At 36.5% G+C, this 19,776-nt stretch carries 18 protein-coding genes; 8 read left to right on the top strand and 10 right to left on the bottom strand.

Translation table 11 applies throughout. The features are described 5' to 3' along the window. Nucleotides 1-174: 174 nt before the first annotated feature. The 3 genes from ACYH0O_RS13340 to ACYH0O_RS13350 all read right to left on the bottom strand — a co-directional run bounded on the left by ACYH0O_RS13340 (nucleotide 175) and on the right by ACYH0O_RS13350 (nucleotide 3,472). Complete coding sequence (locus ACYH0O_RS13340) at nucleotides 175-1,650, bottom strand: alkaline phosphatase family protein (RefSeq protein ID WP_482629108.1); 1,476 nt, start codon at nucleotides 1,648-1,650, stop codon at nucleotides 175-177. 599 nt (nucleotides 1,651-2,249) lie between these two features. Further along, nucleotides 2,250-2,687: an SRPBCC domain-containing protein gene (locus ACYH0O_RS13345; RefSeq protein WP_482629109.1), complete on the bottom strand. Its 438-nt coding sequence runs from the start codon at nucleotides 2,685-2,687 to the stop codon at nucleotides 2,250-2,252. Between the two features lie 377 nt (nucleotides 2,688-3,064). Then, nucleotides 3,065-3,472 (bottom strand): GNAT family N-acetyltransferase, encoded by a 408-nt coding sequence (locus ACYH0O_RS13350; protein ID WP_482629110.1) that lies wholly within the window; start codon nucleotides 3,470-3,472, stop codon nucleotides 3,065-3,067. Between the two features lie 390 nt (nucleotides 3,473-3,862). Here ACYH0O_RS13350 and ACYH0O_RS13355 point away from each other — a divergent pair, with 390 nt between their 5' ends. The 4 genes from ACYH0O_RS13355 to ACYH0O_RS13370 all read left to right on the top strand — a co-directional run bounded on the left by ACYH0O_RS13355 (nucleotide 3,863) and on the right by ACYH0O_RS13370 (nucleotide 6,938). Further along, entirely contained in the window at nucleotides 3,863-4,246 is a 384-nt protein-coding gene (locus ACYH0O_RS13355) for a GntR family transcriptional regulator (RefSeq protein WP_482629111.1), read from the top strand. Continuing rightward, nucleotides 4,236-5,111, top strand: coding sequence for an ATP-binding cassette domain-containing protein (locus tag ACYH0O_RS13360; protein WP_482629112.1), 876 nt, complete (start codon nucleotides 4,236-4,238; stop codon nucleotides 5,109-5,111). Before ACYH0O_RS13355 ends, ACYH0O_RS13360 begins: the two co-directional genes overlap by 11 nt. Beyond that, nucleotides 5,108-5,821 (top strand): hypothetical protein, encoded by a 714-nt coding sequence (locus ACYH0O_RS13365; RefSeq protein WP_482629113.1) that lies wholly within the window; start codon nucleotides 5,108-5,110, stop codon nucleotides 5,819-5,821. The genes ACYH0O_RS13360 and ACYH0O_RS13365 overlap by 4 nt, the downstream gene beginning before the upstream one ends. A gap of 976 nt (nucleotides 5,822-6,797) precedes the next feature. Next, complete coding sequence (locus ACYH0O_RS13370) at nucleotides 6,798-6,938, top strand: hypothetical protein (protein WP_482629114.1); 141 nt, start codon at nucleotides 6,798-6,800, stop codon at nucleotides 6,936-6,938. A 251-nt stretch (nucleotides 6,939-7,189) separates the two neighbouring features. Here the strand turns inward: ACYH0O_RS13370 and ACYH0O_RS13375 are convergent, their stop codons facing one another. Continuing rightward, the gene (locus ACYH0O_RS13375) at nucleotides 7,190-8,359 is read right to left on the bottom strand and encodes a glycoside hydrolase family 18 protein (RefSeq protein WP_482629115.1); all 1,170 of its coding nucleotides are present in this window, start codon (nucleotides 8,357-8,359) and stop codon (nucleotides 7,190-7,192) included. Nucleotides 8,360-8,539: 180 nt separating this feature from the next. On the opposite strand from ACYH0O_RS13375, the gene ACYH0O_RS13380 reads away from it, so the two are divergent. The 3 genes from ACYH0O_RS13380 to ACYH0O_RS13390 all read left to right on the top strand — a co-directional run bounded on the left by ACYH0O_RS13380 (nucleotide 8,540) and on the right by ACYH0O_RS13390 (nucleotide 10,121). After that, a complete protein-coding gene (locus ACYH0O_RS13380; RefSeq protein WP_149155965.1) occupies nucleotides 8,540-8,860 on the top strand; it encodes an antibiotic biosynthesis monooxygenase family protein in 321 nt (106 codons plus the stop codon). 121 nt (nucleotides 8,861-8,981) lie between these two features. Then, entirely contained in the window at nucleotides 8,982-9,131 is a 150-nt protein-coding gene (locus tag ACYH0O_RS13385; RefSeq protein ID WP_482629116.1) for a hypothetical protein, read from the top strand. Nucleotides 9,132-9,371: 240 nt separating this feature from the next. After that, on the top strand, nucleotides 9,372-10,121 hold the full coding sequence (locus ACYH0O_RS13390; RefSeq protein ID WP_482629117.1) for a YqjF family protein: 750 nt from the start codon (nucleotides 9,372-9,374) through the stop codon (nucleotides 10,119-10,121). Nucleotides 10,122-10,155: 34 nt separating this feature from the next. Here ACYH0O_RS13390 and ACYH0O_RS13395 read toward each other — a convergent pair whose 3' ends face one another. From ACYH0O_RS13395 to ACYH0O_RS13410, 4 genes are all read right to left on the bottom strand, one after another. Next, nucleotides 10,156-11,544: an FMN-binding glutamate synthase family protein gene (locus tag ACYH0O_RS13395; protein WP_482629118.1), complete on the bottom strand. Its 1,389-nt coding sequence runs from the start codon at nucleotides 11,542-11,544 to the stop codon at nucleotides 10,156-10,158. Nucleotides 11,545-11,624: 80 nt separating this feature from the next. Beyond that, nucleotides 11,625-12,794 (bottom strand): Ger(x)C family spore germination protein, encoded by a 1,170-nt coding sequence (locus ACYH0O_RS13400; protein WP_482629119.1) that lies wholly within the window; start codon nucleotides 12,792-12,794, stop codon nucleotides 11,625-11,627. A gap of 58 nt (nucleotides 12,795-12,852) precedes the next feature. Then, nucleotides 12,853-13,965 carry a GerAB/ArcD/ProY family transporter gene (locus tag ACYH0O_RS13405; protein ID WP_482629120.1) on the bottom strand — a complete coding sequence of 371 codons (1,113 nt, stop codon included), beginning with the start codon at nucleotides 13,963-13,965 and terminating at the stop codon, nucleotides 12,853-12,855. Between the two features lie 27 nt (nucleotides 13,966-13,992). Beyond that, entirely contained in the window at nucleotides 13,993-15,555 is a 1,563-nt protein-coding gene (locus ACYH0O_RS13410) for a spore germination protein (RefSeq protein WP_482629121.1), read from the bottom strand. A gap of 609 nt (nucleotides 15,556-16,164) precedes the next feature. On the opposite strand from ACYH0O_RS13410, the gene ACYH0O_RS13415 reads away from it, so the two are divergent. Then, nucleotides 16,165-17,382, top strand: coding sequence for an IS110 family RNA-guided transposase (locus ACYH0O_RS13415; protein ID WP_482629122.1), 1,218 nt, complete (start codon nucleotides 16,165-16,167; stop codon nucleotides 17,380-17,382). A gap of 469 nt (nucleotides 17,383-17,851) precedes the next feature. Here ACYH0O_RS13415 and menC read toward each other — a convergent pair whose 3' ends face one another. Next, a complete protein-coding gene (gene menC, locus ACYH0O_RS13420; protein ID WP_482629123.1) occupies nucleotides 17,852-18,961 on the bottom strand; it encodes an o-succinylbenzoate synthase in 1,110 nt (369 codons plus the stop codon). Beyond that, nucleotides 18,936-19,772, bottom strand: a complete 837-nt coding sequence (locus tag ACYH0O_RS13425) for a GNAT family N-acetyltransferase (protein WP_482629124.1) — start codon at nucleotides 19,770-19,772, stop codon at nucleotides 18,936-18,938. The genes menC and ACYH0O_RS13425 overlap by 26 nt, the downstream gene beginning before the upstream one ends. Nucleotides 19,773-19,776: the final 4 nt, after the last annotated feature.

Here is a 19,776-nt window from a genome sequence, read left to right on the forward strand (position 1 = left end):
TAAAAGTCTAGTTTCACATACAATAGGATTTTTTATCAAACGTTTTTACAATGATTAAACTTTTTTATAAAACTTATTAATGATTCAATGGATTAAAAAAATTATTCCAAAAGGAAAAAATAATGGTGCCTTTCCCAACTCGTAACTGGGCTTGGCACCAAAATTAAATAAAGTCTATGATGTAAGCAGTTCAAGAATCCAATCTTTCATTTCTAAAATCCGCATATGCCTTGGTGTTGTTTCCGTTCCATTCACAATCATTGATACGTAAGAATCTTGCTTATGTAATCCACCGTGACTCGCACCACCAATATGTGTTGGAGAGCCTTCCCCTTTAAATTCATGACCCGGTTTAGCACAAACAATTAAGTATTCTCCATCATGTGAGAAAAAGGAAGAATAAAGCCTTGATAAAGCATCGGGATAGTCCCCATATTTGATTGCATTATTTGTTATTGTAAGATCTAATATGCCAGTATTCCCTTCAATAAACCATGTTTGATTATACTCATCTACATGTTTTCCATTAGGATGAAAGTGAAGCTGTCCACTATGTACACCGGATGTTACGATTACGGTATTGTCTTTTATGATGGCAATTACATCAATTCGATTATCTTTTTGGAGGATGCTTGCAATTTCCTCTAAAGGAGCTTTTTGATTATTTAGCGTATAAATAAAAGACATTCTTTCATTCACACAAAGAACAATTTCGTCATGCTCCGTTACGCCCTTTCTTAATTTCACAATTTGATACGAGTTTAATACTTTTCTAAGATCAATTAATGCAGCTTTTCGATTTTGATCAATCCATGCTTGTCCATTATCACCAAGAACAATCCAAATTGTGTCCTTTAATGCGTCATCCCAGGAAGGGTATTCATCTAAAATATTGCAAAGTTGCTGATCTACTTTCTCAATCCCTTTAATATCCGTTCTCCCATGTTTATGAACACTTTGGTCTAAATCCGGAAAATAAACAATCGTAAAATCAGGTAATTCATTTCGTTTTATTAGATACCTTAATTCATTTGCTGAAAATTTATCGTTAAATCCATATCTTTGCCAAAAGAATGAGTTCTCTTTTAAGGCGCTAAGTTTATGCATTGAACCATATGAGAAAGTATTCGGTGCATACGAATCAAGCTGTCTTTTTAACCCCGTTATAAATGAAATTAAAAACGGAATTTTTATTTGAGTAGGGTAATCCCCCCTATATAATAGTGCATTTATAGATGCACTTTGCATTCCCTTCTCTTTTAAAATTTCATGAATCGTTTTGTGCTGTTTACTTAAGTGTTGATGATTTAAACCATAAAAAATGTCGACCATCGCTTGCTTTATTCCTAGTTTAAAAAGCTCATGAACATGACCACCATAGTCAATGATTCTTTTTTCTTGTTGACTGTACCAAAGCAAACCAGGAACTTTATGTTCATCACTATAAACGCCTGTTAATAATGTACTGTCAACATTGACAGACATCGTTGGAAATGGACTAACCAGATTCGAAAAATATCGACCATTGTTTATAAAAAAGTTTAAGGCAGAAGCTTTCCCACTTTTAATTGCAGCTTGAATAGACGGGTCCATTAAAGAATCAATCACAAGCATAATCACTCTTTTTTTCTGAGGTTGATCTGATGTCATAACGTATCTCCTCTCAAAACATACTTTATTCTATTATGGAATGTTTTCCCTATAATTATTTATATAACTACAGAATAAAGTGACCTTTTTGGTAGAAGCCTTTGTATTATCACGTTTTAACGGTTTAACAACTTCATCTTTATTAAGTTGACCTATAGTTATTCTGAATTTTTGCTATACACCATTATTAATTATTGGAAAGATCTAATACTGCAATTTTAAATTCTTCCTTTTTTATCTATTAAATAGACTTTTCACAAAGTTTAAAATATAGCTTTCATCCAAAATCCTGCTTCCATTATTTCAATATGAAAAAGGGCAATCCGCAGAATTGCCCCCGTTAGACTAGGATCGCTCATTCTTAAAGAATCCGTCCTTCCCACCATAAGGAAGTACTAACTACTCACTTTCCCGCTCCTACATCAATTTTAAGTTTATTTTTTCAGAAATTATTGTAGACCCTTATTCGACAATCCAGCCTCTTTAACTCAATACCAATTTTTTCAAAAATCCTCTAATTTAGAAAATCCCTCCAATAAAAAAAGGAGCATTTCTTCTTATAGAAATGCGCCCTTATCTTGAATAAATTAACTCAATAGTTACAGACTTTCTGCAAGTTCCTTAATCGTTGTTTTTGCATTATCGGCAAATTCTATTGATGCATCGTAATACATTTGGCCATCTTTAATTAGAGAGAAATCACCAATATATATTTGTAATAAGGTCTTGTCCCCTTTAGCTTGGAGATTGAAATAATAGGCAACGTCTCCTTCATTAGGTTTGGTTTCCCATCCGGTACCGTAGAGCGCAATTACTAATTCTTTCTCTTCATCAGCTTTAATCAATGTTGTTATGGACTGCTCTCCATTTGGAAGATCCCATACCACTTTACTTCCGGCTGTCATCCGCTCTTGGGGGTAATCCTCAGGGAGTTCATCCCACTTAGCTACGTACTTAGGATTAACAAGAATCTCCCATACATTAGCAGTTGGCGCATCAATTAAAATTTCGGTACGGACTGTAAGTTCTTTAGTCAATTTTAAAACCTCCATTATCAATGTAATGTTTTTAGACATCCCTACAAATCATAACACAAAACCGAACGTATGTACTAGTTGTGGCCTATACAGTCAAAAGAAACTGTTTCTAACAAATATAGTCTTCAATTTAAATGCATCGGTAATTTAAACGTTCATGAATTCCTTTGCAAATCACTGCTGCTTTCTTCAACAATCTGGCCCAATACACGAAAAACGCATAATTCGAAAAACGCATCTGATTGCTGAAGATCGATATTAATAGAATAATTACTAAAATTATTTAAGGATTTTCCGATTGTAACCTCCATAATATTCTAAAAATGTCAAATAGCAATTTAGAGTAACAACTTCTATATAAGTGAAGCCCAAGGTATTTATCGTTTTAAATTTCTTGACATTCCAATTGAAAATTTCTTAAATCCTAAAGATTCATAATAGGACCCCAAATTTTCTTCACACATAAGTTGAGGAATAATTCGATTTTGCTCACAATGTTGAATTATTCGATTCAATATTTCTTTGCCGATACCCTTAGATTGATATTTAGGCAGCACACCGACTCCACAAATAATTCCAGTAACTACCCCATCCGATATAATACGTCCCATACCCACTAATTCTTGTTTATCAAAAGCATATATTGCATACCAACTTTGATTGCACATTTGTTTTAAATCATTAACTGTTAATCCAAGTGAATTCCATCCTAATGACTCGTATAAGGTCAATAATTGCTTAAATTTTTCTGGGGGCTCAATTGTATAACATATAGTGTTTTCCATATATAGCACTTCCTTTATGTTTTTACCCATATATCTATATTCTACATACCTTCGTCTACAATCCTGCATCTTAATTGAAGAAAGATAAAACTGAAAATCACCTGACTGATCATCAGCTTTTGCGCTCAATACAAAAGAAAACCTCAATCTTTATCTGATATGTATTTTTAAGTTTTAATAGGTAGTCCCTCAAATGCCCGTTTTTTGAGTGTTTCTTTTTAATTCTTAGTTTGTACAATAACCTCTGGTACTTTTGTGATAATTGAGGTCCTATTAATCTTCATTGATATTTTCAAGTGGATTTTCGATCTAATGGACATTTGCTCTTGCAATTATACGGTTATATAGTCTACTATATAACCATATAACAAATGATAAGGTGTTGATGAAATGACTCAACATTTCCAATCTGAAAAACCAATTTTTATACAGATTCGAGAAAAGGTAGAAGATCAAATAGTTCGAGGTTCTCTAAAAGAAGGAGACCAAGCTCCTTCCACAACTCAACTGGTGAATTTCTATAAAGTGAACCACGTTACTGTTGCCAAAGGTATGAATCAATTAGTCGAAGCAGAAATCCTTTATAAGAAACGGGGAATTGGCATGTTTGTCGCAGAAGGAGCACAACAGAAGTTGCTCCAAAATAGAAAGGAAAATTTTGCTTCTGTTTACTTAAAATCGATGATATTAGAAGCTGAAAAACTGAAATTTTCAGAGGCGGAATTAATTGATTTAATCAAGAAAACCAAGGAGGAGCTTCATATTGAGGAATAAACTTGAAATCAAAAATATCTCTTTAATGCTTGGAAAGCAACACACAGTTAGAAATGTCACTACTGTATTGGAATCCGGAAAAATCTACGGCCTAATTGGAAGGAATGGGGCCGGAAAAACATCATTGTTATCCATGATCGCTTCTTACCGCCTTCCTACATCTGGAACCATTACTTATGATGGTGAAGAGCTATTTGAACATCCTGATCACACGAAAAATATTCACTTTGGTTATGACCGTGTTTATAAAGATGAAGTAGTTGAAAAAGCAAATAAATATCTTAAATTGGTTAAATTACATCGCCCTCACTTTGATGCATGCTATGCTGATGAACTTGTAAAAAAATTCAAAATCGATTTAAACAAACCACTAAGTAAATATTCGAAGGGAATGGTTGCCGCCTTCCACATCATGCTTGGTCTGGCAAATCGCACACCAATTACAATTTTTGATGAAGTTTATTTAGGGCTCGATGCACCAACAAGAGAAATGTTTTATCAGGAACTATTAGAAGATCACAATAGAAATGACAGAATGTTTATTCTTTCCACACATTTAGTCTCTGAAATGGAACATCTTTTTGACCATGTTCTCATTCTTAATCAAGGTAAACTAATTGTTGATGAAGACTTTGAAACATTCACACGTCGAGGAGTCAAACTTATTGGAGATTGCAATACAGTCAATGAATTCACTGCAAACAAGCACATTTTGCATGAAGAAAGGCTCGGTGGAACAAAGGCAATAACAATCTATGGGGAATTCACTGAGGAAGACTGGACACGTGCTATATCGAAAGATCTTGAAGTTGGTTCCATCTCCCTTCAACATTTATTCACATATCTTACGAAGGAGGAAGCATGATGCGTCAACATTTTAATAAAACCGTTATTAGGGAGCTCTATAAAGAATGGATGAAATGGTCCATATGGTTTTTTGCCGTAGTAATCACCATTCGTATAATACATTGGTTTGTGGAATATCTTGGTGAAGAAGGACCAGTTATAGATCACTTTATTTATTTTATGAATGATTCTAGTCGTATTTTTATGCTCGTTGTTGGGATCATGACAGTATTCACTTTTCTTTGCTATTATACAGAACATGGGCTAACACGCAGAACTTATTTTTTAGGAGGAACTATCTCTTCTTTTCTTATCACTTTAACAATTGGGCTCATTAGTTTCCTTCTTCCTTTACTAGAAAGAGTTGTGCTGTCACTATTAAATATAAATTTTCCAGAATCTATACAATCCCAAAGTTTCGGATATTGGATTAGCTTCTTTCTATTATTTATGATTACTTCCTGGCTTTATTATATTATTGGTTGGTTTATCGGTCATGTTTTCTACCGATATAACTGGTGGAAAGGAATCATTGCTAGTGGATTCGCCTTTATTCTAGTGATGAGTGCAAACATTTTGACTGGCGAAACAGTGACAGTGTATGGTATTACTCTAGAAGGTCATTCACTTCCAATTTTCACTACTATTGCCGTCTTGCTCCTGCTAAGTGTAGGAATGTTAGTGGTAAACCATCGATTAGTAAAAGATATTCAAGTAAAATTGAAATAACTGAAAAATCTGGGTCGGTTCTCATGATTATTTCTTTATATGATCCTTGCTCTGAATTAAGAAAGTGAAATAAAATGTCTTTCCTTACAGCAAATTTATTTGGATTAGTGACCAACACTCTAGTCAGATGTCACTTTCCTAAACAAAAAAAGACTACTCCCTTTATAATGGGCAGTTGTCTTTTTTGTTTGGCTCTTTCGTAAATATTGTTGTTACTAATCCCTAGAAATTGTCTTGTTCAAAAGCCTCGACAATGTAAAGCGATAGAAAACGGAAGCGGAAACTAATCATCTCTATTCGTTTTGATTCTATCAACGAGAACTTGTGTTAAGACAATGGATCTAAGAATAGGAGAAGCAAAAATTGCAATTCTCCATTTAGATAAAGATCAACCCTTAAGATCTTTTAAGTTTTCCATAATCCTGACCTTTAACGGGATAATATTCCGTTTGAAGATGAACCATCTATGTCCTTTGTTCATCCTAAAAAATGGAGTCTCACAGAAAAGATAATCTTTTTCCATCAAAAGGTACCACTTCTATTAATACCATTCAAAAGCACTATCTACAGACATCCGTTCTTTTAGGCTCTTCACCATATTTACCCAGCAAATTCGCTTATTTTTTTAAATTTTCCTTTCCATCATCAAACAAATGAATATTTACTTACTCCTTTCTGATAAAAACGCATAGGAAATGTGAGCTCTGCCCAAGCGTATTGGACAAAGTAGCATAGTATATAGTAAGTCGGGGTTTTACCTAGACAACTTTCTAGAAGTTAGGGGGATTTATGATGTGGTTCCCATTTTCCAATCGGTGCGAAAGAGATAGAAGAGATGATTTTCATTGTTGCCGTTTTTGGGACAACTTGATGTTCATCCACTGTTCATGCGATGATGACCATGATGTTTGCGACAAGCCAAGAAGAAGAGAATTCGATGAAAAAGAAATAAAATGTTTTAAAATAGAGGATAAACATGATTGTAACTGTCATAAAAAAGATCACCATCATCGTGATTGCGGATGCTTTAAGAAGCATGAACACCATTGTGGCTGCCATAAAAAGAAACATCAACATAAGTGTAATTGTCATCGATGCAAACACGATTACTAATTAATCAATCTGTAATGCTGGACCCACCCTGGTTGGGATGGGCTCTTTTTTTATTCTCTATTCCATTACTTTTTCAAACAACCCATATAAAATTGAAGAAAGAAGAATTATATTTTACATAAATTCAGATTCAACTTACTCCTTTTCCCCACTTAAAAAAACCTCTTTTTCAGTATAGACTTATACTGAAAAAGAGGTTTTTATAGAATATGAGAGTATGTTGTTTACCATGCTCTTTGTTTTTAAGCAGGATATTTATTCAGTATGTTTTACCGAATAATACTTAACGGGGTTTGTTTGGGAGTTTTTAATAACCTGAGAGATTGCTCCTGTAAGACTGTATGACCCTTTTGCATCCAGGCCTACCTCCCAGATCATCATTCCTCCAAATCCGTTGTTTAATGCCAGGCTTGTTTTCTTTTGCATCGTTGCTTCACCATTATAATAGTAAGTTGTGCCGTTCATGCTGATAATGTCCTTGTCGTCAATTTCCGGATTATGGTTAATAATAGCTTCATATGATACTGGCTTAATTGAGGGGTCTTCAGGCTGTCCATAGAAAGGAACTCCTAGAACCAGCTTATTCCTTGGAATGCTATGTGAATCAAATAGGCTCCCCCAATAGTTTACGATTTTCTCAGTAAAAAGATAAGGTGCCATATTGGCCGCATTATAGCCACCATCCCACTGTCCGTCGTATGCCATGATGTTTACATAATCAACATGCTGAAACATGGAAGCATCGTAATTTACAAAGTCAGTCTCCGTGCCAGTAACACTATGAATCTTTGCATGGACAGCAACCGACAGCTCCTTATTCACAGCATGGAGCTTTTTACTTAGATCATTGATGAAAGCGGCAAGATATTGCGCATCCTTCTTTGAACGAGGATGCTCAAAATCAATATCGATGCCATCTAGATTTTCCCTGTTAGCGGTGCCAACAAGTTCATTCGCCAACTTTTCCCTAGAAGAAGGGCTTGCTATCGCTGATTTAAAGTAGTCATAGGATTCCCCGCCTTTTATATGGAACCATCCGCCTACTGCCAGGATTGCTTTTGCATCATGTTTATGTGCGTTAGAAACCGTACGGCGCAGATTATTCATAGCAGTATCACCATTAAAAGAAAGGCGTCCATCTTTTTCAGGGTGTGCGAACGAAAATATTACATGTGTTAAATTCGAATAATCAATAGCGGATGGGTCACGATAATCCTGCACATAACCAATCAACACCTTAGAAGGTGCATCCGATATCGTTTTAGGTGAACTTTTTAGAACTGGATTTTTAGTAGATTGTTCTGCTGTCTTTGCTAGTTTTGTGGACACCTGGTGAACACTATTTTGTGTGAAAAATGTCCCTGCAGTAAAACCGATAGCAAAGATGGTCGCAATTATAATTAGAATCTGAACTTTTTTAATCATAAACACTAACCTCCGTATTGAAACCCTTTAAAGTGTAACAAAAAAGGGGGAGGTCAGGTTATGGTAATATATTGCTTGCATTCCTTAACTGTTAATAATCTGTGTATTTCCGATTGCCCATTTATATTCTGTTTGTTATTTCTCCATTAAATGGTATCATATTACCCAAAAGGAGGTGGAATGATGTCATCATCTGTTTTTATGGCACTTTATCGTCCCAAACCAGGAAAAGAAAGAGAATTAAAGGAAATTCTTAAAGTGCATATCCCTACTCTTCGAGAAGAAGGATTGATTACAAATCGAGAATTATTAACGCTTCAAGCGGAAGATGGGACCATTATTGAAATTGCTGAGTGGAAATCTAATGAGGCAATAGAAATGGCACATCAATCAAAAAATGTGATGTCCATTTGGGATAAAATCGGTTCAGTTGCTGAACTTACCAACCTATCCACGCTTAACGAGTCAAAGGAACCTTTTCCTAATTTCAAACCTTTATAACCTTGCATCTTGACTCTACATATTTCTGTTACTGATATATAAATCAAATATATTTACAACACCTCTCTTGGTATAGTTTCATTCCTTTTTTGAGACAATAGTAAATGGAGGTGGATAAAAAATGTCAAGTCATCGCAAAGATTTTACATCATTTAAATATAGTATATGGAATACACGAACAGAAGAAAATCTCCATGGTTTTAAAGAAAAAGAGCTGACAGAATCAATTGAAAAAGACAACAACCATTCAATTAACGAAAAACAGAAATAACTATGTACAGCAACCATAACCGGTTGCTTTTTGTTAATGATTTAACTTAATAAAAGGTATTCATATAAAATCCTTCTTCGTTATATTTATTTATATTTCTACTGCTTTATATTCAAATAGAATAAATAACCAGGAATCTGCAAAATTTAATAAACATAAAGTAGTTCGAAATCCAAATGAATATTTCACACAATGCTCATGTTATATAATCGAATCTTATAACAAGTAAGGATGGATATTATGCAATCATTGGGTCATACAATACATCGCCCCTTCCCACCACCTGAAAAAAAATGGATCATGCAACAAACATGGTCGAATCTTTTGTTTGTTCATTTTCCAGTATCAATAAACTCATTAAAAGAAGTTGTCCCAAGATCATTATCCATAGATACTTATAAAGAAGTAGCTTGGGTAAGCCTTGTACTATTTACCATCGAAAATATATCTTTTAAAAACTTTCGAATGTTTACTCTGATACCATCATTTGCTGAAATGAACATTAGAACGTATGTAACCTATAAAGGTAAACCAGGTGTATATTTCATCAGCTGTGATGCAGGGAATCGATTCGTCTGTAACGTCGTCAAACGTTGGTATTCTATCAATTTCTATTTTGCAAAAAATATACTGATAAGGATAAATCATAATAATCAACTATTCTTTAAAAGTAGCCGCATGGATAAGAACATGAATGATCAAAACATCGAAGCTCTATATCAACCAACATCATCCGTAATTTCTCACGCTAAGAAAGACACACTTGACTACTTTCTAACAGAACGTTATTGCCTTTTCAGCTGTAATATTAAGAATGACCTTTTCATTGGAAATATTCATCATGACCAATGGCCACTTCAGCCTGCATATGCGGAACTTAATACCCCGGAAATACAAATATCCAATGACGTTTATATTCCTATTTCTCTAACTAAGCTTCACTATGTTAAAAGGATGGATGCCCTATTTTGGAACATAGAAAAACTATAGATATTCACTTCATCCCACTTTGTGATGCTATTCCCTAATCATTATAGGTATTAAATGAATAGGGAATACCTAAATATTTTGCTGTTTTTTCATCATAAGAAACGATGTCAGTTGAAGATAATTGTTTTAAAGATGTTTTCCCCATCGCTCTCAATGCCACTTTCATTTCTTCTGTACATGCTGTTAAGAATTTATGCCCTGCTTCTGCCCCCTTCTCAACGTCGAAACGATCTTCATATTTACCTCCATACCACACAAGCTGTGTTGGCGGCTCCCAAGGCATGGATTTGTTTAGTTGACTATGAGAAATCGCATATAGCATGGATGATCCTAAATAAACCGCATCTGCGCCCATTGCAATCACTTTTAAGAAATCACCAGGAGTCGTCAAACCTCCCGATACAATCAAACTTATTTTCTCTTTCACTCCTCTAGCTTTTAAATAATTGGATGCACGAACGACGGCATGTAAAGTGGGGATTCCAAAATCATCTTGAATGATCGTAGGAGAATCGTGAGTAGAAGCTTGTCCTCCGTCAACTGCAATAAAGTCAATGTCCAATTCAATTATTCGATTGAGGTCTTCCTCTAATTTCCCACCTGCCCCTATTTTGACCCCTATTGGGACCCCTTTTGAAAATTTCCGCAGATCTTCTACCAACTCCTTAAAATCCTCTAAGGTTTGATTTTCGAAGAAATGCTCATGGATGATCGCATCTTCTCCGTCTTTTATATTCATAATCTCTCTTGCTCTTCCTTTAAGCTTTTCAGGTGGGATCCTTGCTCCCATACCACCAAGGGCACCTTGGCCCAGCTTGATTTCAATCATCTTCGCTTTACTAATTTCATTCTCATCTTTTCCCCAAGATGTTTTTGAAAACTGAAGAATGAAGTTTTCAGCTGCTTCTACTTCCTCCGGCAAAATTCCTCCTTCACCTGAATTAATAGCCGTGCCTGCTTTTGTAGCCGCTTGTGCCAATGCTATTTTTGATTTTTCACTTAATCCAACTCCATACCCCATCCCACTAATAAGCAAGGGAATTTTTAAATGAAGTGGTTTCTTAGCTTTTGGCCCGATAGTAATTGAGACATCGATATCAGTTTCATTACTAGTAGGAAATGGAAAAGTCTGTGCAGGGATAAATGTAATCGTTTCAAAGTTCGGCCAATTGCGTGGTGATCCCATTGGCCGATGAAGGACGTTTCCTCCTTCAGCTCGCAAGCTATTTTCAATGATGGTCAATAGTCCAAATCGCTTCGTTCCTGGAAATAACTCTGCTACATTTTCGTCATAGGCATCGGATAAAATTCTTTTCATCAACATGTGATATATGATCGAAACAAGCCTTTTCCAATTCAAGAGGATAATAAAAAAGATGACATTCGATAGAATGAGAATGGCTAAAAGAATTTCAGTAACCATGGTCCCTACTTCCCTCCTTTCATGAAATGAAATATCCCTAAATATGAAGTTTTTCTGGTTACTATAATAAAAAAAAGAGTTTATTCTTGTTTATTAATCTTTCTACCCTGTGTTTGAAACTGTCGAATATGTACATTCACTTTAGTATCGATTGCTGTATCAACAAACCGTTCTTCCCAGTCTTCTTTTAATTTCTTCCACATTTTCGGGTGATGGATACGTAAACTATCTCCGAAGCCGGCGACATCAACCCTCAAGTCTTGTTGCGTTTTCATTAATCCGGATTTTATCATCCGTTTTATTTCTTTTTTTATTTGTTCTTCTGCTTTTTGAATAAACTTTTCATCAAATGCATCGCTGCTTTCAATCCAATCTTCTGATAATCGTCCTTCCGTGTCGATGTTTACATTAAATGAAATATCTTCACCTTTCACCTTTGGAACAATTCTGCTCCTCAGGTTGTCAATTTCATAAGTAATGATTTGATCTGTTCTATCATCATACCCTGTAATGGCACCCGCTTTCGCTTCTCCAGTCACGAGATTTATTCCAAAGGTTTCCTCATCATTTAACTCACCTATCATTTTATGGGTGTGACCTTTAATAATAGCTGAACCGATTACCTGAACTCCTCCTTTAATTGCTTTTACTTTTTGTATCATAACACTGGAATTCGAAGACATTTTTTCAGAGAGATCCCCCAAGGTCGAGACAGGAGGCATTTTTCCTGTTTTAGTTTCCATATGTTCTGAAATAGAATACAAAGTTAATGCAGGGATAGGTTCAATCCCTCCCTTAATATCTAAGATTTCACTTGCATCTTCTTCAGAGATTAATACATGAACGGTTCTTCTAATTTCATGGTCGCGAAAAAAAAAGTTCAATAATTGAAGCAAATTAATGGATTGAGCAGATTTTTTACTGATAACCAAAACTTTCAAATGGGCATAATTAGGACTGCGGCTTGTGAGTGTCGAATGTGTTCTACCACCTTCAAACAAAGAAGATTCCTGGACCGATACGTTATGGAATGGCAATTCCTGGCCTCCACCCTTTTCACCAGCCAATACGCTGGGTACAACGTACTGTAATGTGAATTGGGGAGTGTGACGTTCATCATCCATGTAATCAAGAGCTACGCCAATTACCAGCCCGGTGTCTTCAATTTCAACGCGATCCCAACACCCTGTCGTGAACAGAAGAGAGAGGCAACAACAAGAAACCAATAAACCTTTTTTTACTCTTATCATGTCGCACCCTCCTTTTTTCATCTGGTAATAAATCAGGATAATGAGAAAGTCATCTTTATTAAGATTCCTCTGAAATTGCTTTTCTACTTTTCTTCTTCACTAATGTTATCAACCATAAGGATAGTGGGAAGATCCCGCTGACTAAAATTCCAAAGTAACCAACATAATCACCATATTTAAATACGCTATTAATATCCTGTGGATACATCGCTGCTAAATAAATGACAGGTATTAAGACATACGTAATGGTTGAACTCTTCTTATTAAAGGTTTGTTGCCAACCTAAAGAGGCAATGTACATAGAAATAGTGAAAGTTGTGAAGGTAGTGATCACCCACATAATAATAAAGAATGTTTCAAACCTTTCCAGGAAAAACCCTTTAAGTTCAATCGATTTTACCAGTTCCATTGTAGGGAAGGTAAGGAGCCGCACCTCTTCTACAGTTAGTGCCCCGATAACCAGGACCAACATGATCAAATAGATGACCATGGTTAATCCAATACCCATAAATGTTGTGTAGAGGGCCTTTTGTGGCTTGTCCATATAGGCTGTTAAAATAAACATGATTTCAAAACCGAAATACGAAAGTGCTGTCGGTTTAATTCCTTGAATGATAGGCCTTATCCCGTCACCTAAGACAGGTCTGACATTATCTACTTCAAAGTTGGTAAAACTTAAGATAAACATAAATAGAAAAAAAACAAGAATGATGGGAAAATAAAGTTCGAATAGTTTAACAATCGGCTTTATCCCTCCAACCACTAAATACACACCTACACTGATAAAGATGGACATTGTCACTTCAATCGGTGTTTGGTCCAATAAATAACCACGAATGACCTCTGCCATTGCACGCACTTCATATCCAGATAATGTTATGAAATAACTTGCGATGGTCAAGTTAAGCAGGAAGCCAATTGGCTTTCCAGTGATATGATGGCTATATTGGTAAAACGTTTGCCTTGGGAACTTCCTGCTGAGACTGACGACGAAAAATGCAAAAATCATTGCAATAAATCCTGATATGATCACACTTAACCAAATATCGGGTGTTTTAACAGCTTCTGCACTTACCATTGGGAGTGATATGACTCCTACACCCATAATCGTCATAAACACTGCAACCGAAGCTTGAACATTTGTAATCTTATTTTGTGAATTCGGAATCATTCATCTCTCCTCCAACTATTACAACGGTTAGTCCATGCGTTTGGAGTCTTTTGGTTTAAACATATCTGGTCTTTGGGTCAAAGACTTTGTTGGAAAACGAACGATGGCATCTTTCCAATCGCTGAATGAATATGGAACGAGAGGAGAGGTGTAATCCACACCAAAGCTTTTTAATTTCACAAGATGGATAGATATGACCATGGCAAACATGATAATGCCGTACAATCCAAGTATGGCAGCAGTTAACATCATACCAAATCGTAGTATTCGGATTGCAATTCCAACTCCATATTGTGGCAATGCGAAGGAAGAGACAGCTGTAAGAGCTACAACAATAACCATCATTGGACTTACTAAACCTGCTGATACAGCTGCCTCACCGATGACCAGTCCACCCACAATTCCTACGGTTTGCCCAATTGGTTTTGGCAATCTTACCCCTGCTTCGCGTAGGATTTCAATTGTCACTTCCATCATTAAAGCTTCCGCAATGGACGGAAACGGGACCCCTTCACGGCTTCCTGCAATGGAGATCACCAAGTCGGTTGGAATAAGACCGGGATGATAAGATACAAGGGCCACATATAAAGAAGGAGCAAACAATGAAACGATCACTGCGCCAAATCTCATTAATCTTAGGAGTGTTCCCACGAACCATCTTTCATAGTAGTCTTCAGGTCCCTGAAGAATGGATTTAATGGTTATTGGTAGTAGCAGAACAAACGGAGTTCCGTCTATTACAATCGCTATGCGTCCTTCTAATAGACTAGTCGCCACTTTATCTGGCCGTTCAGTTGTCAAAATCTGTGGAAATGGTGAATAGATATCATCTTCAATTAACTGCTCAATGATTCCTGATTCAGGAACTTGATCAATGTCTATTTGATCTAAGCGTTTTTTTACCTCTTCGATCAGCGTTTCATTAGTAATATCTTTCATATATGTAAGAATAACTGTTGTTTTACTTCTTCTACCAATGGTATATTTCTCAAACATTAAATTCGCATCTTTAATTCGCCTTCTAATTAAAGATATGTTTACCAGAAAATTCTCTACAAATCCTTCTCTAGAACCCCTGACCGTAGCTTCAGTAATGGGTTCTTCTATTTGTCTTGAAGGCCACTGTTTCGTTCCCAACACAAGAGCAGTATCACACCCGTCAATGAATAAAGCTGTATCTCCACTTAAAATGTCCATAAGGCCATCTTCAATTTCTTTAACTTCCTTGACATCGGTTAAGGTAACGACATGTTTATTTATTTCATTTATTATGGAACCGCTATTCCATTCTTTATTATCATTGTTCCCATGCTTTTCAAGATCTAACATGATGGATTTTAAAATTTGCTCATATATTTGCTCTTTATCGACAAGCCCTTTAATAAATACAATGGCAGCATTGACGTTAAAAACATCAATATAAAATTTCCGAATGGCGAAATCAGGATTATTCCCTAAAATCATTTGTAATTGTTCGAGATTAGAATTCAGGCTCGATGAAAAGAACTCTTCACTTGATACCATATTCGTTTGTTGTTGAGAAAAATGAATCTGTCTTTTCTTCTTTTGTGACCAAACCCATTTATTCATCCCCTTCACCACCTTCTATAAATCATAATTAGATTCGAAAGGGTTACAAGCCCGTAAAATTACATCCTAACTTACATTTCCCTCTTTTTTACTTGAGTTCCGTAACCACCTTGATATCCTCGAAATCGTAAATGGAATAATAAACGCAATAAAAGCCCCTACTATATGATCCCATTGTGGGAGATAAGCCAATACTTTTTCCATAACTGCATCACCTACTGCTTATATTTCCCAATCTATCCTTATTCATTCAGTTCAATAATCGTTTAATAGCCTCTTATCTTTTTGTAACGGATCAATAGATCTTCTCCTAAGCTGATTTTAAAATTTTCCATGCCTATGAAAAAAGAAACATACTAAGATTAGTGGGTAAAGTCATCGACGGATGTCTTTACCCACTATTTTTCTTTTTAGAGTTATAGTGAGAAGTGAAAGAAAGCTCGACCAAAGCCTCAAGGATTTCGAATCCGTATCAAAAACCGAGCCTCTTCACTTTCATTTTTGAATCAGGTTTAAGTATGTTGGGGCCATGAGCTCGTGTATAGGAAATTAGAATCAAAATGAATAAGTGAAGGTCTTTCAAAAGGACAACGAAGAGAGGGAAAATATTTGGAATTAGTAATTGCTTTAGATATTTCTATGGGGAAAAGCTACAAAGTGATTTACGATGGTCAAACCTGTCTTTCGGAAGGGGAATTTCTTCATAATAAGTTTGGTTTTCAAACGCTGCTTGATGAGATCGGAAACCTTTCTGAAGAACCTATTCTTGTTTTTGAATCAACAGGTATTTATTCAAAACCAGTTGAAACCTTTTGTCAAAAGAACCAATTGCACTACTCTTTATTAAACCCTCTTGAGGCAAAAAAACAACTAGAACAAGGGACTCTAAGAAGCTGGAAAACGGACAAGCATGATGCTCACAAATTAGCACAAGTTCATCAACAAAATTGCCGAGTAGAAAAAATCCAACAACCAGAAATATATAGTCGACTCCGGGATCTTTCTCGCTTTTATCAGGAAATAGAGGAAGAAAAAAAACGTATGCGAATGTACTTGCATAATGCACTACAATTAAGTTTTCCAGAGCTTGAACACTTTTTCTCGAGTAAAATGACACCCTACTCCTTAACATTGATGGACCTATTTCCTCATCCAGACTTTGTCTTAGAAAAGAGCCAAACAAAAATCAAGAACCTTTTGAAAAAAAGTACCACGAAAAGAATTTCAGAAAATCGTGCTAAACAGAAGGCAAGTCAAATAATAGAATACGCCAAGGAATCCTATCCAGCTATTTCTTCAGCGAGTATTCAAACATCAAAAGTTCAATACTATGCAAAACAACTCCTCCGTTTATTAGAGGAAAAAGAACACGTTTCTAACCAGTTGATTAACGAGGCAAAAAAGCTTCCTGAGTTTGAAGTACTTATCAGTCTCCCTGGGGTGGGTGACATTAGCGCAGGACTTTTTATCGGTGAGTTTGGTGACCTCTCTCGCTTTTCTAATCATAAAAAAGTCAACGCATTTGTGGGTATTGATATTCGAAGATATCAGTCTGGAAAATACGCAGGACAAGATCATATTAATAAACGAGGAAATCCTAAAGGACGAAAAATTTTATATCTCATTGTTCGGAACATGATCCGCCAACAAAAAGCAGGATCAAATCATATCGTTGATTATTATTACAAATTAAAAAAGCAACCTATCTCCAAAAAGGATAAGGTTGCCACTGTAGCTTGCATGAATAAGCTACTAAAATGTATATATTCCATGGTCAGGAACAATACAAAGTACGATTACTCGCACGCGGTCTCTATGGACCAATAATATGTAGTTTAGTATACCATGAATATCCTCAGTTTAAAATTATGAATAGCTGAGGTTTATTTCCTATGCACAAATAATAGTGAATAATCCTACAACTTATGATTTAGTACTTGACTAATCGTAGGAAAAGAGGCTGGGACAAAACTAAAAAACCACGATAAAAAGACGAACAATAGAAGTGTAGGTTCTTCATACCGCTAATGATTTCCGTGCAAGACTACGCTTTCCGCGGGTAGCCCGTGAGCCTCCTCGGCAAGCCTGCGGGGTCTCACATAAGCTACTTTCCCGCAGGAGTCTTCGTCTTGCACTCCAATCAACCGCTGGAAACAGCTAAAATCAAATGATTCGAAAATAAATAATAAACCCGAACAAATCTGCACACCAAGAAGCAGGTTTGTTCGGGTTTGACTTAGGATAAAAAACTTTTGTCTCAGCCTCTTTCTTCTAATCACCCATTCTATTAAGGAATCTAAAAATGATAAACCCTACTAAACAAAGTCAAAGCCTCAATCTGATTGAAATCCGGCTCATAACCGATTCCTGGCGTTTCAGGTACAGCAATGTATCCGTCTTTCATGGTTACCTCCGGCTTAATGATATCCCGCTTCCAATAATGTGATGAAGGAGCGGTATCTCCTGGAAGAATAAAGTTACTTAGTGAGGTAATGGCGAGATTATGAGCTCTTCCAATCCCTGCTTCAAGCATTCCACCGCACCACATCGGAATATGATTCTCGACACATAAGTCGTGAATTCTCTTTGATTCCGTAAGCCCGCCTACCCGACCGATTTTTAGATTCATGATTCTACAGCTTCCAAGTTCAATCGCCTTTCTCGCATCCTCATAGCTGTGGATGCTTTCGTCCAAGCAGATGGGCGTTTTAAGCTGAGACTGCAGCTTGGCGTGGTCAATGATATCATCATGATCCAATGGCTGTTCAATCATCATTAAATCGAATTCATCCAGAGCTTTGAGGGTTTCAATGTCATTTAGAGAATAAGCGCAGTTTGCATCGGCCATGAGTGGGATATTCGGAAATTCCTGTCGAATCGCTCTAATGATCCCGGTATCCCATCCTGGTTGAATTTTCACCTTGATCCGCTTATAGCCTTCTTTCAAATAATCTTCAATTTGCTTTAACATAAGGGTCTCGGATTGCTGAATACCCACACTTACTCCTACTTCGATTCTGTCTTTCGTCCCCCCCAGAGCTTTTGCTAACGAGAGGTTGTTCTCCTTTGCATATAGGTCCCAAATCGCACATTCAATGGCCGCTTTGGCATTATAATTGCCTCTGATTTTCTTAAATCTGCTGGACGCCTCATCAGGAAGTTGGACCGCTTCCCTCTGAAGAAGAGGAATCAAGTGGTCGCTCATCATATGCCAGTTGGTTTCCACCGTTTCTTCGTTATAGATCGGCTGGGTAATCGCAACCGACTCCCCCCATCCTGATAAACCTGATGCTGATTTCACTTCAACAAGAATAATCGTTTTATCTGTTTCCGTCCCTACACTCGTCGTAAAAGGATGCAGTAAATCCATCTTGATCTGTCTAAGAATGATTCGTTTGATTTCCATATTGATGTTCACCTTTCTCCATGAGGTATAGGTATTGCCCGTGATGTTCTTTATCTTCGACGAGGTCTGTCACGATCCAACCATGATTTAAGTAGTGAGAAAAGACTTCTCTTGTTTTTTTTCGCCAATCAATAGCAAGGGAAAGATTGGTCTTTTTGATCTCCTGAAAATGTCCTGGAACTGAAACGGAAATGTGATTTTGGCTTATGGTTAAATCCACCTTATCTACAAGCCACCCATGTTCACATTCCTTTAAATCAATAGCAGAATGAAGGTCATTCCCTGTCACACTATTACTCTTCGATTGACTTATCCACCATTCTACAAGAAACCGGTCCGTCGCTATTCCTGCATTTAATTGATCGGACATTTCTCCATATATATTGGGGATATACGTACGCACAATAGCACCAAGTTTATGTAAGTTCAGGTTACCGTTCACAGTTTCTAACGGATCATACGTCCAGGTGATGACATCATATCCCATCTCGCCGGCTGTATTTTTTTGTGCTCGTTTCAACTTTTCTCCAATCCCAAATCTCCTGAAATCGGGATGTATCCCTAAACTATGGGATACAAGATACACCTTTTTTCCATCAAAACCGGGAAAACTATATTGAAAGCCGATTAGCTTCTCCTGATAATAGGCTCCAAGAATAAACCCGCCGTTCTTCACCACAGCTACACTCTGATTAACCGGTACAGAATCTTCAAAACTCCACACAAGTGACTCCAATTTTCTGACATCCTCTATATCCTCTACAGAGTGCAGCATCCGGATCTTCAATGATGATTGTTCTTCACATTTCACGATT

It is taken from the genome of Rossellomorea sp. H136 (assembly GCF_056838065.1).

Bases quoted from the DNA above. Each gene is read 5' to 3' on its own strand.
- ACYH0O_RS13340 (WP_482629108.1), bottom strand. From the start codon at position 1,650: ATGACATCAGATCAACCTCAGAAAAAAAGAGTGATTATGCTTGTGATT.
- ACYH0O_RS13350 (WP_482629110.1), bottom strand. From the start codon at position 3,472: ATGGAAAACACTATATGTTATACAATTGAGCCCCCAGAAAAATTTAAG.
- ACYH0O_RS13355 (WP_482629111.1), top strand. From the start codon at position 3,863: ATGACTCAACATTTCCAATCTGAAAAACCAATTTTTATACAGATTCGA.
- ACYH0O_RS13365 (WP_482629113.1), top strand. From the start codon at position 5,108: ATGATGCGTCAACATTTTAATAAAACCGTTATTAGGGAGCTCTATAAA.
- ACYH0O_RS13370 (WP_482629114.1), top strand. From the start codon at position 6,798: ATGATTGTAACTGTCATAAAAAAGATCACCATCATCGTGATTGCGGAT.
- ACYH0O_RS13375 (WP_482629115.1), bottom strand. From the start codon at position 8,359: ATGATTAAAAAAGTTCAGATTCTAATTATAATTGCGACCATCTTTGCT.
- ACYH0O_RS13380 (WP_149155965.1), top strand. From the start codon at position 8,540: ATGATGTCATCATCTGTTTTTATGGCACTTTATCGTCCCAAACCAGGA.
- ACYH0O_RS13385 (WP_482629116.1), top strand. From the start codon at position 8,982: ATGTCAAGTCATCGCAAAGATTTTACATCATTTAAATATAGTATATGG.
- ACYH0O_RS13390 (WP_482629117.1), top strand. From the start codon at position 9,372: ATGCAATCATTGGGTCATACAATACATCGCCCCTTCCCACCACCTGAA.
- ACYH0O_RS13395 (WP_482629118.1), bottom strand. From the start codon at position 11,544: ATGGTTACTGAAATTCTTTTAGCCATTCTCATTCTATCGAATGTCATC.
- ACYH0O_RS13400 (WP_482629119.1), bottom strand. From the start codon at position 12,794: ATGATAAGAGTAAAAAAAGGTTTATTGGTTTCTTGTTGTTGCCTCTCT.
- ACYH0O_RS13405 (WP_482629120.1), bottom strand. From the start codon at position 13,965: ATGATTCCGAATTCACAAAATAAGATTACAAATGTTCAAGCTTCGGTT.
- ACYH0O_RS13410 (WP_482629121.1), bottom strand. From the start codon at position 15,555: ATGAATAAATGGGTTTGGTCACAAAAGAAGAAAAGACAGATTCATTTT.
- menC (WP_482629123.1), bottom strand. From the start codon at position 18,961: ATGGAAATCAAACGAATCATTCTTAGACAGATCAAGATGGATTTACTG.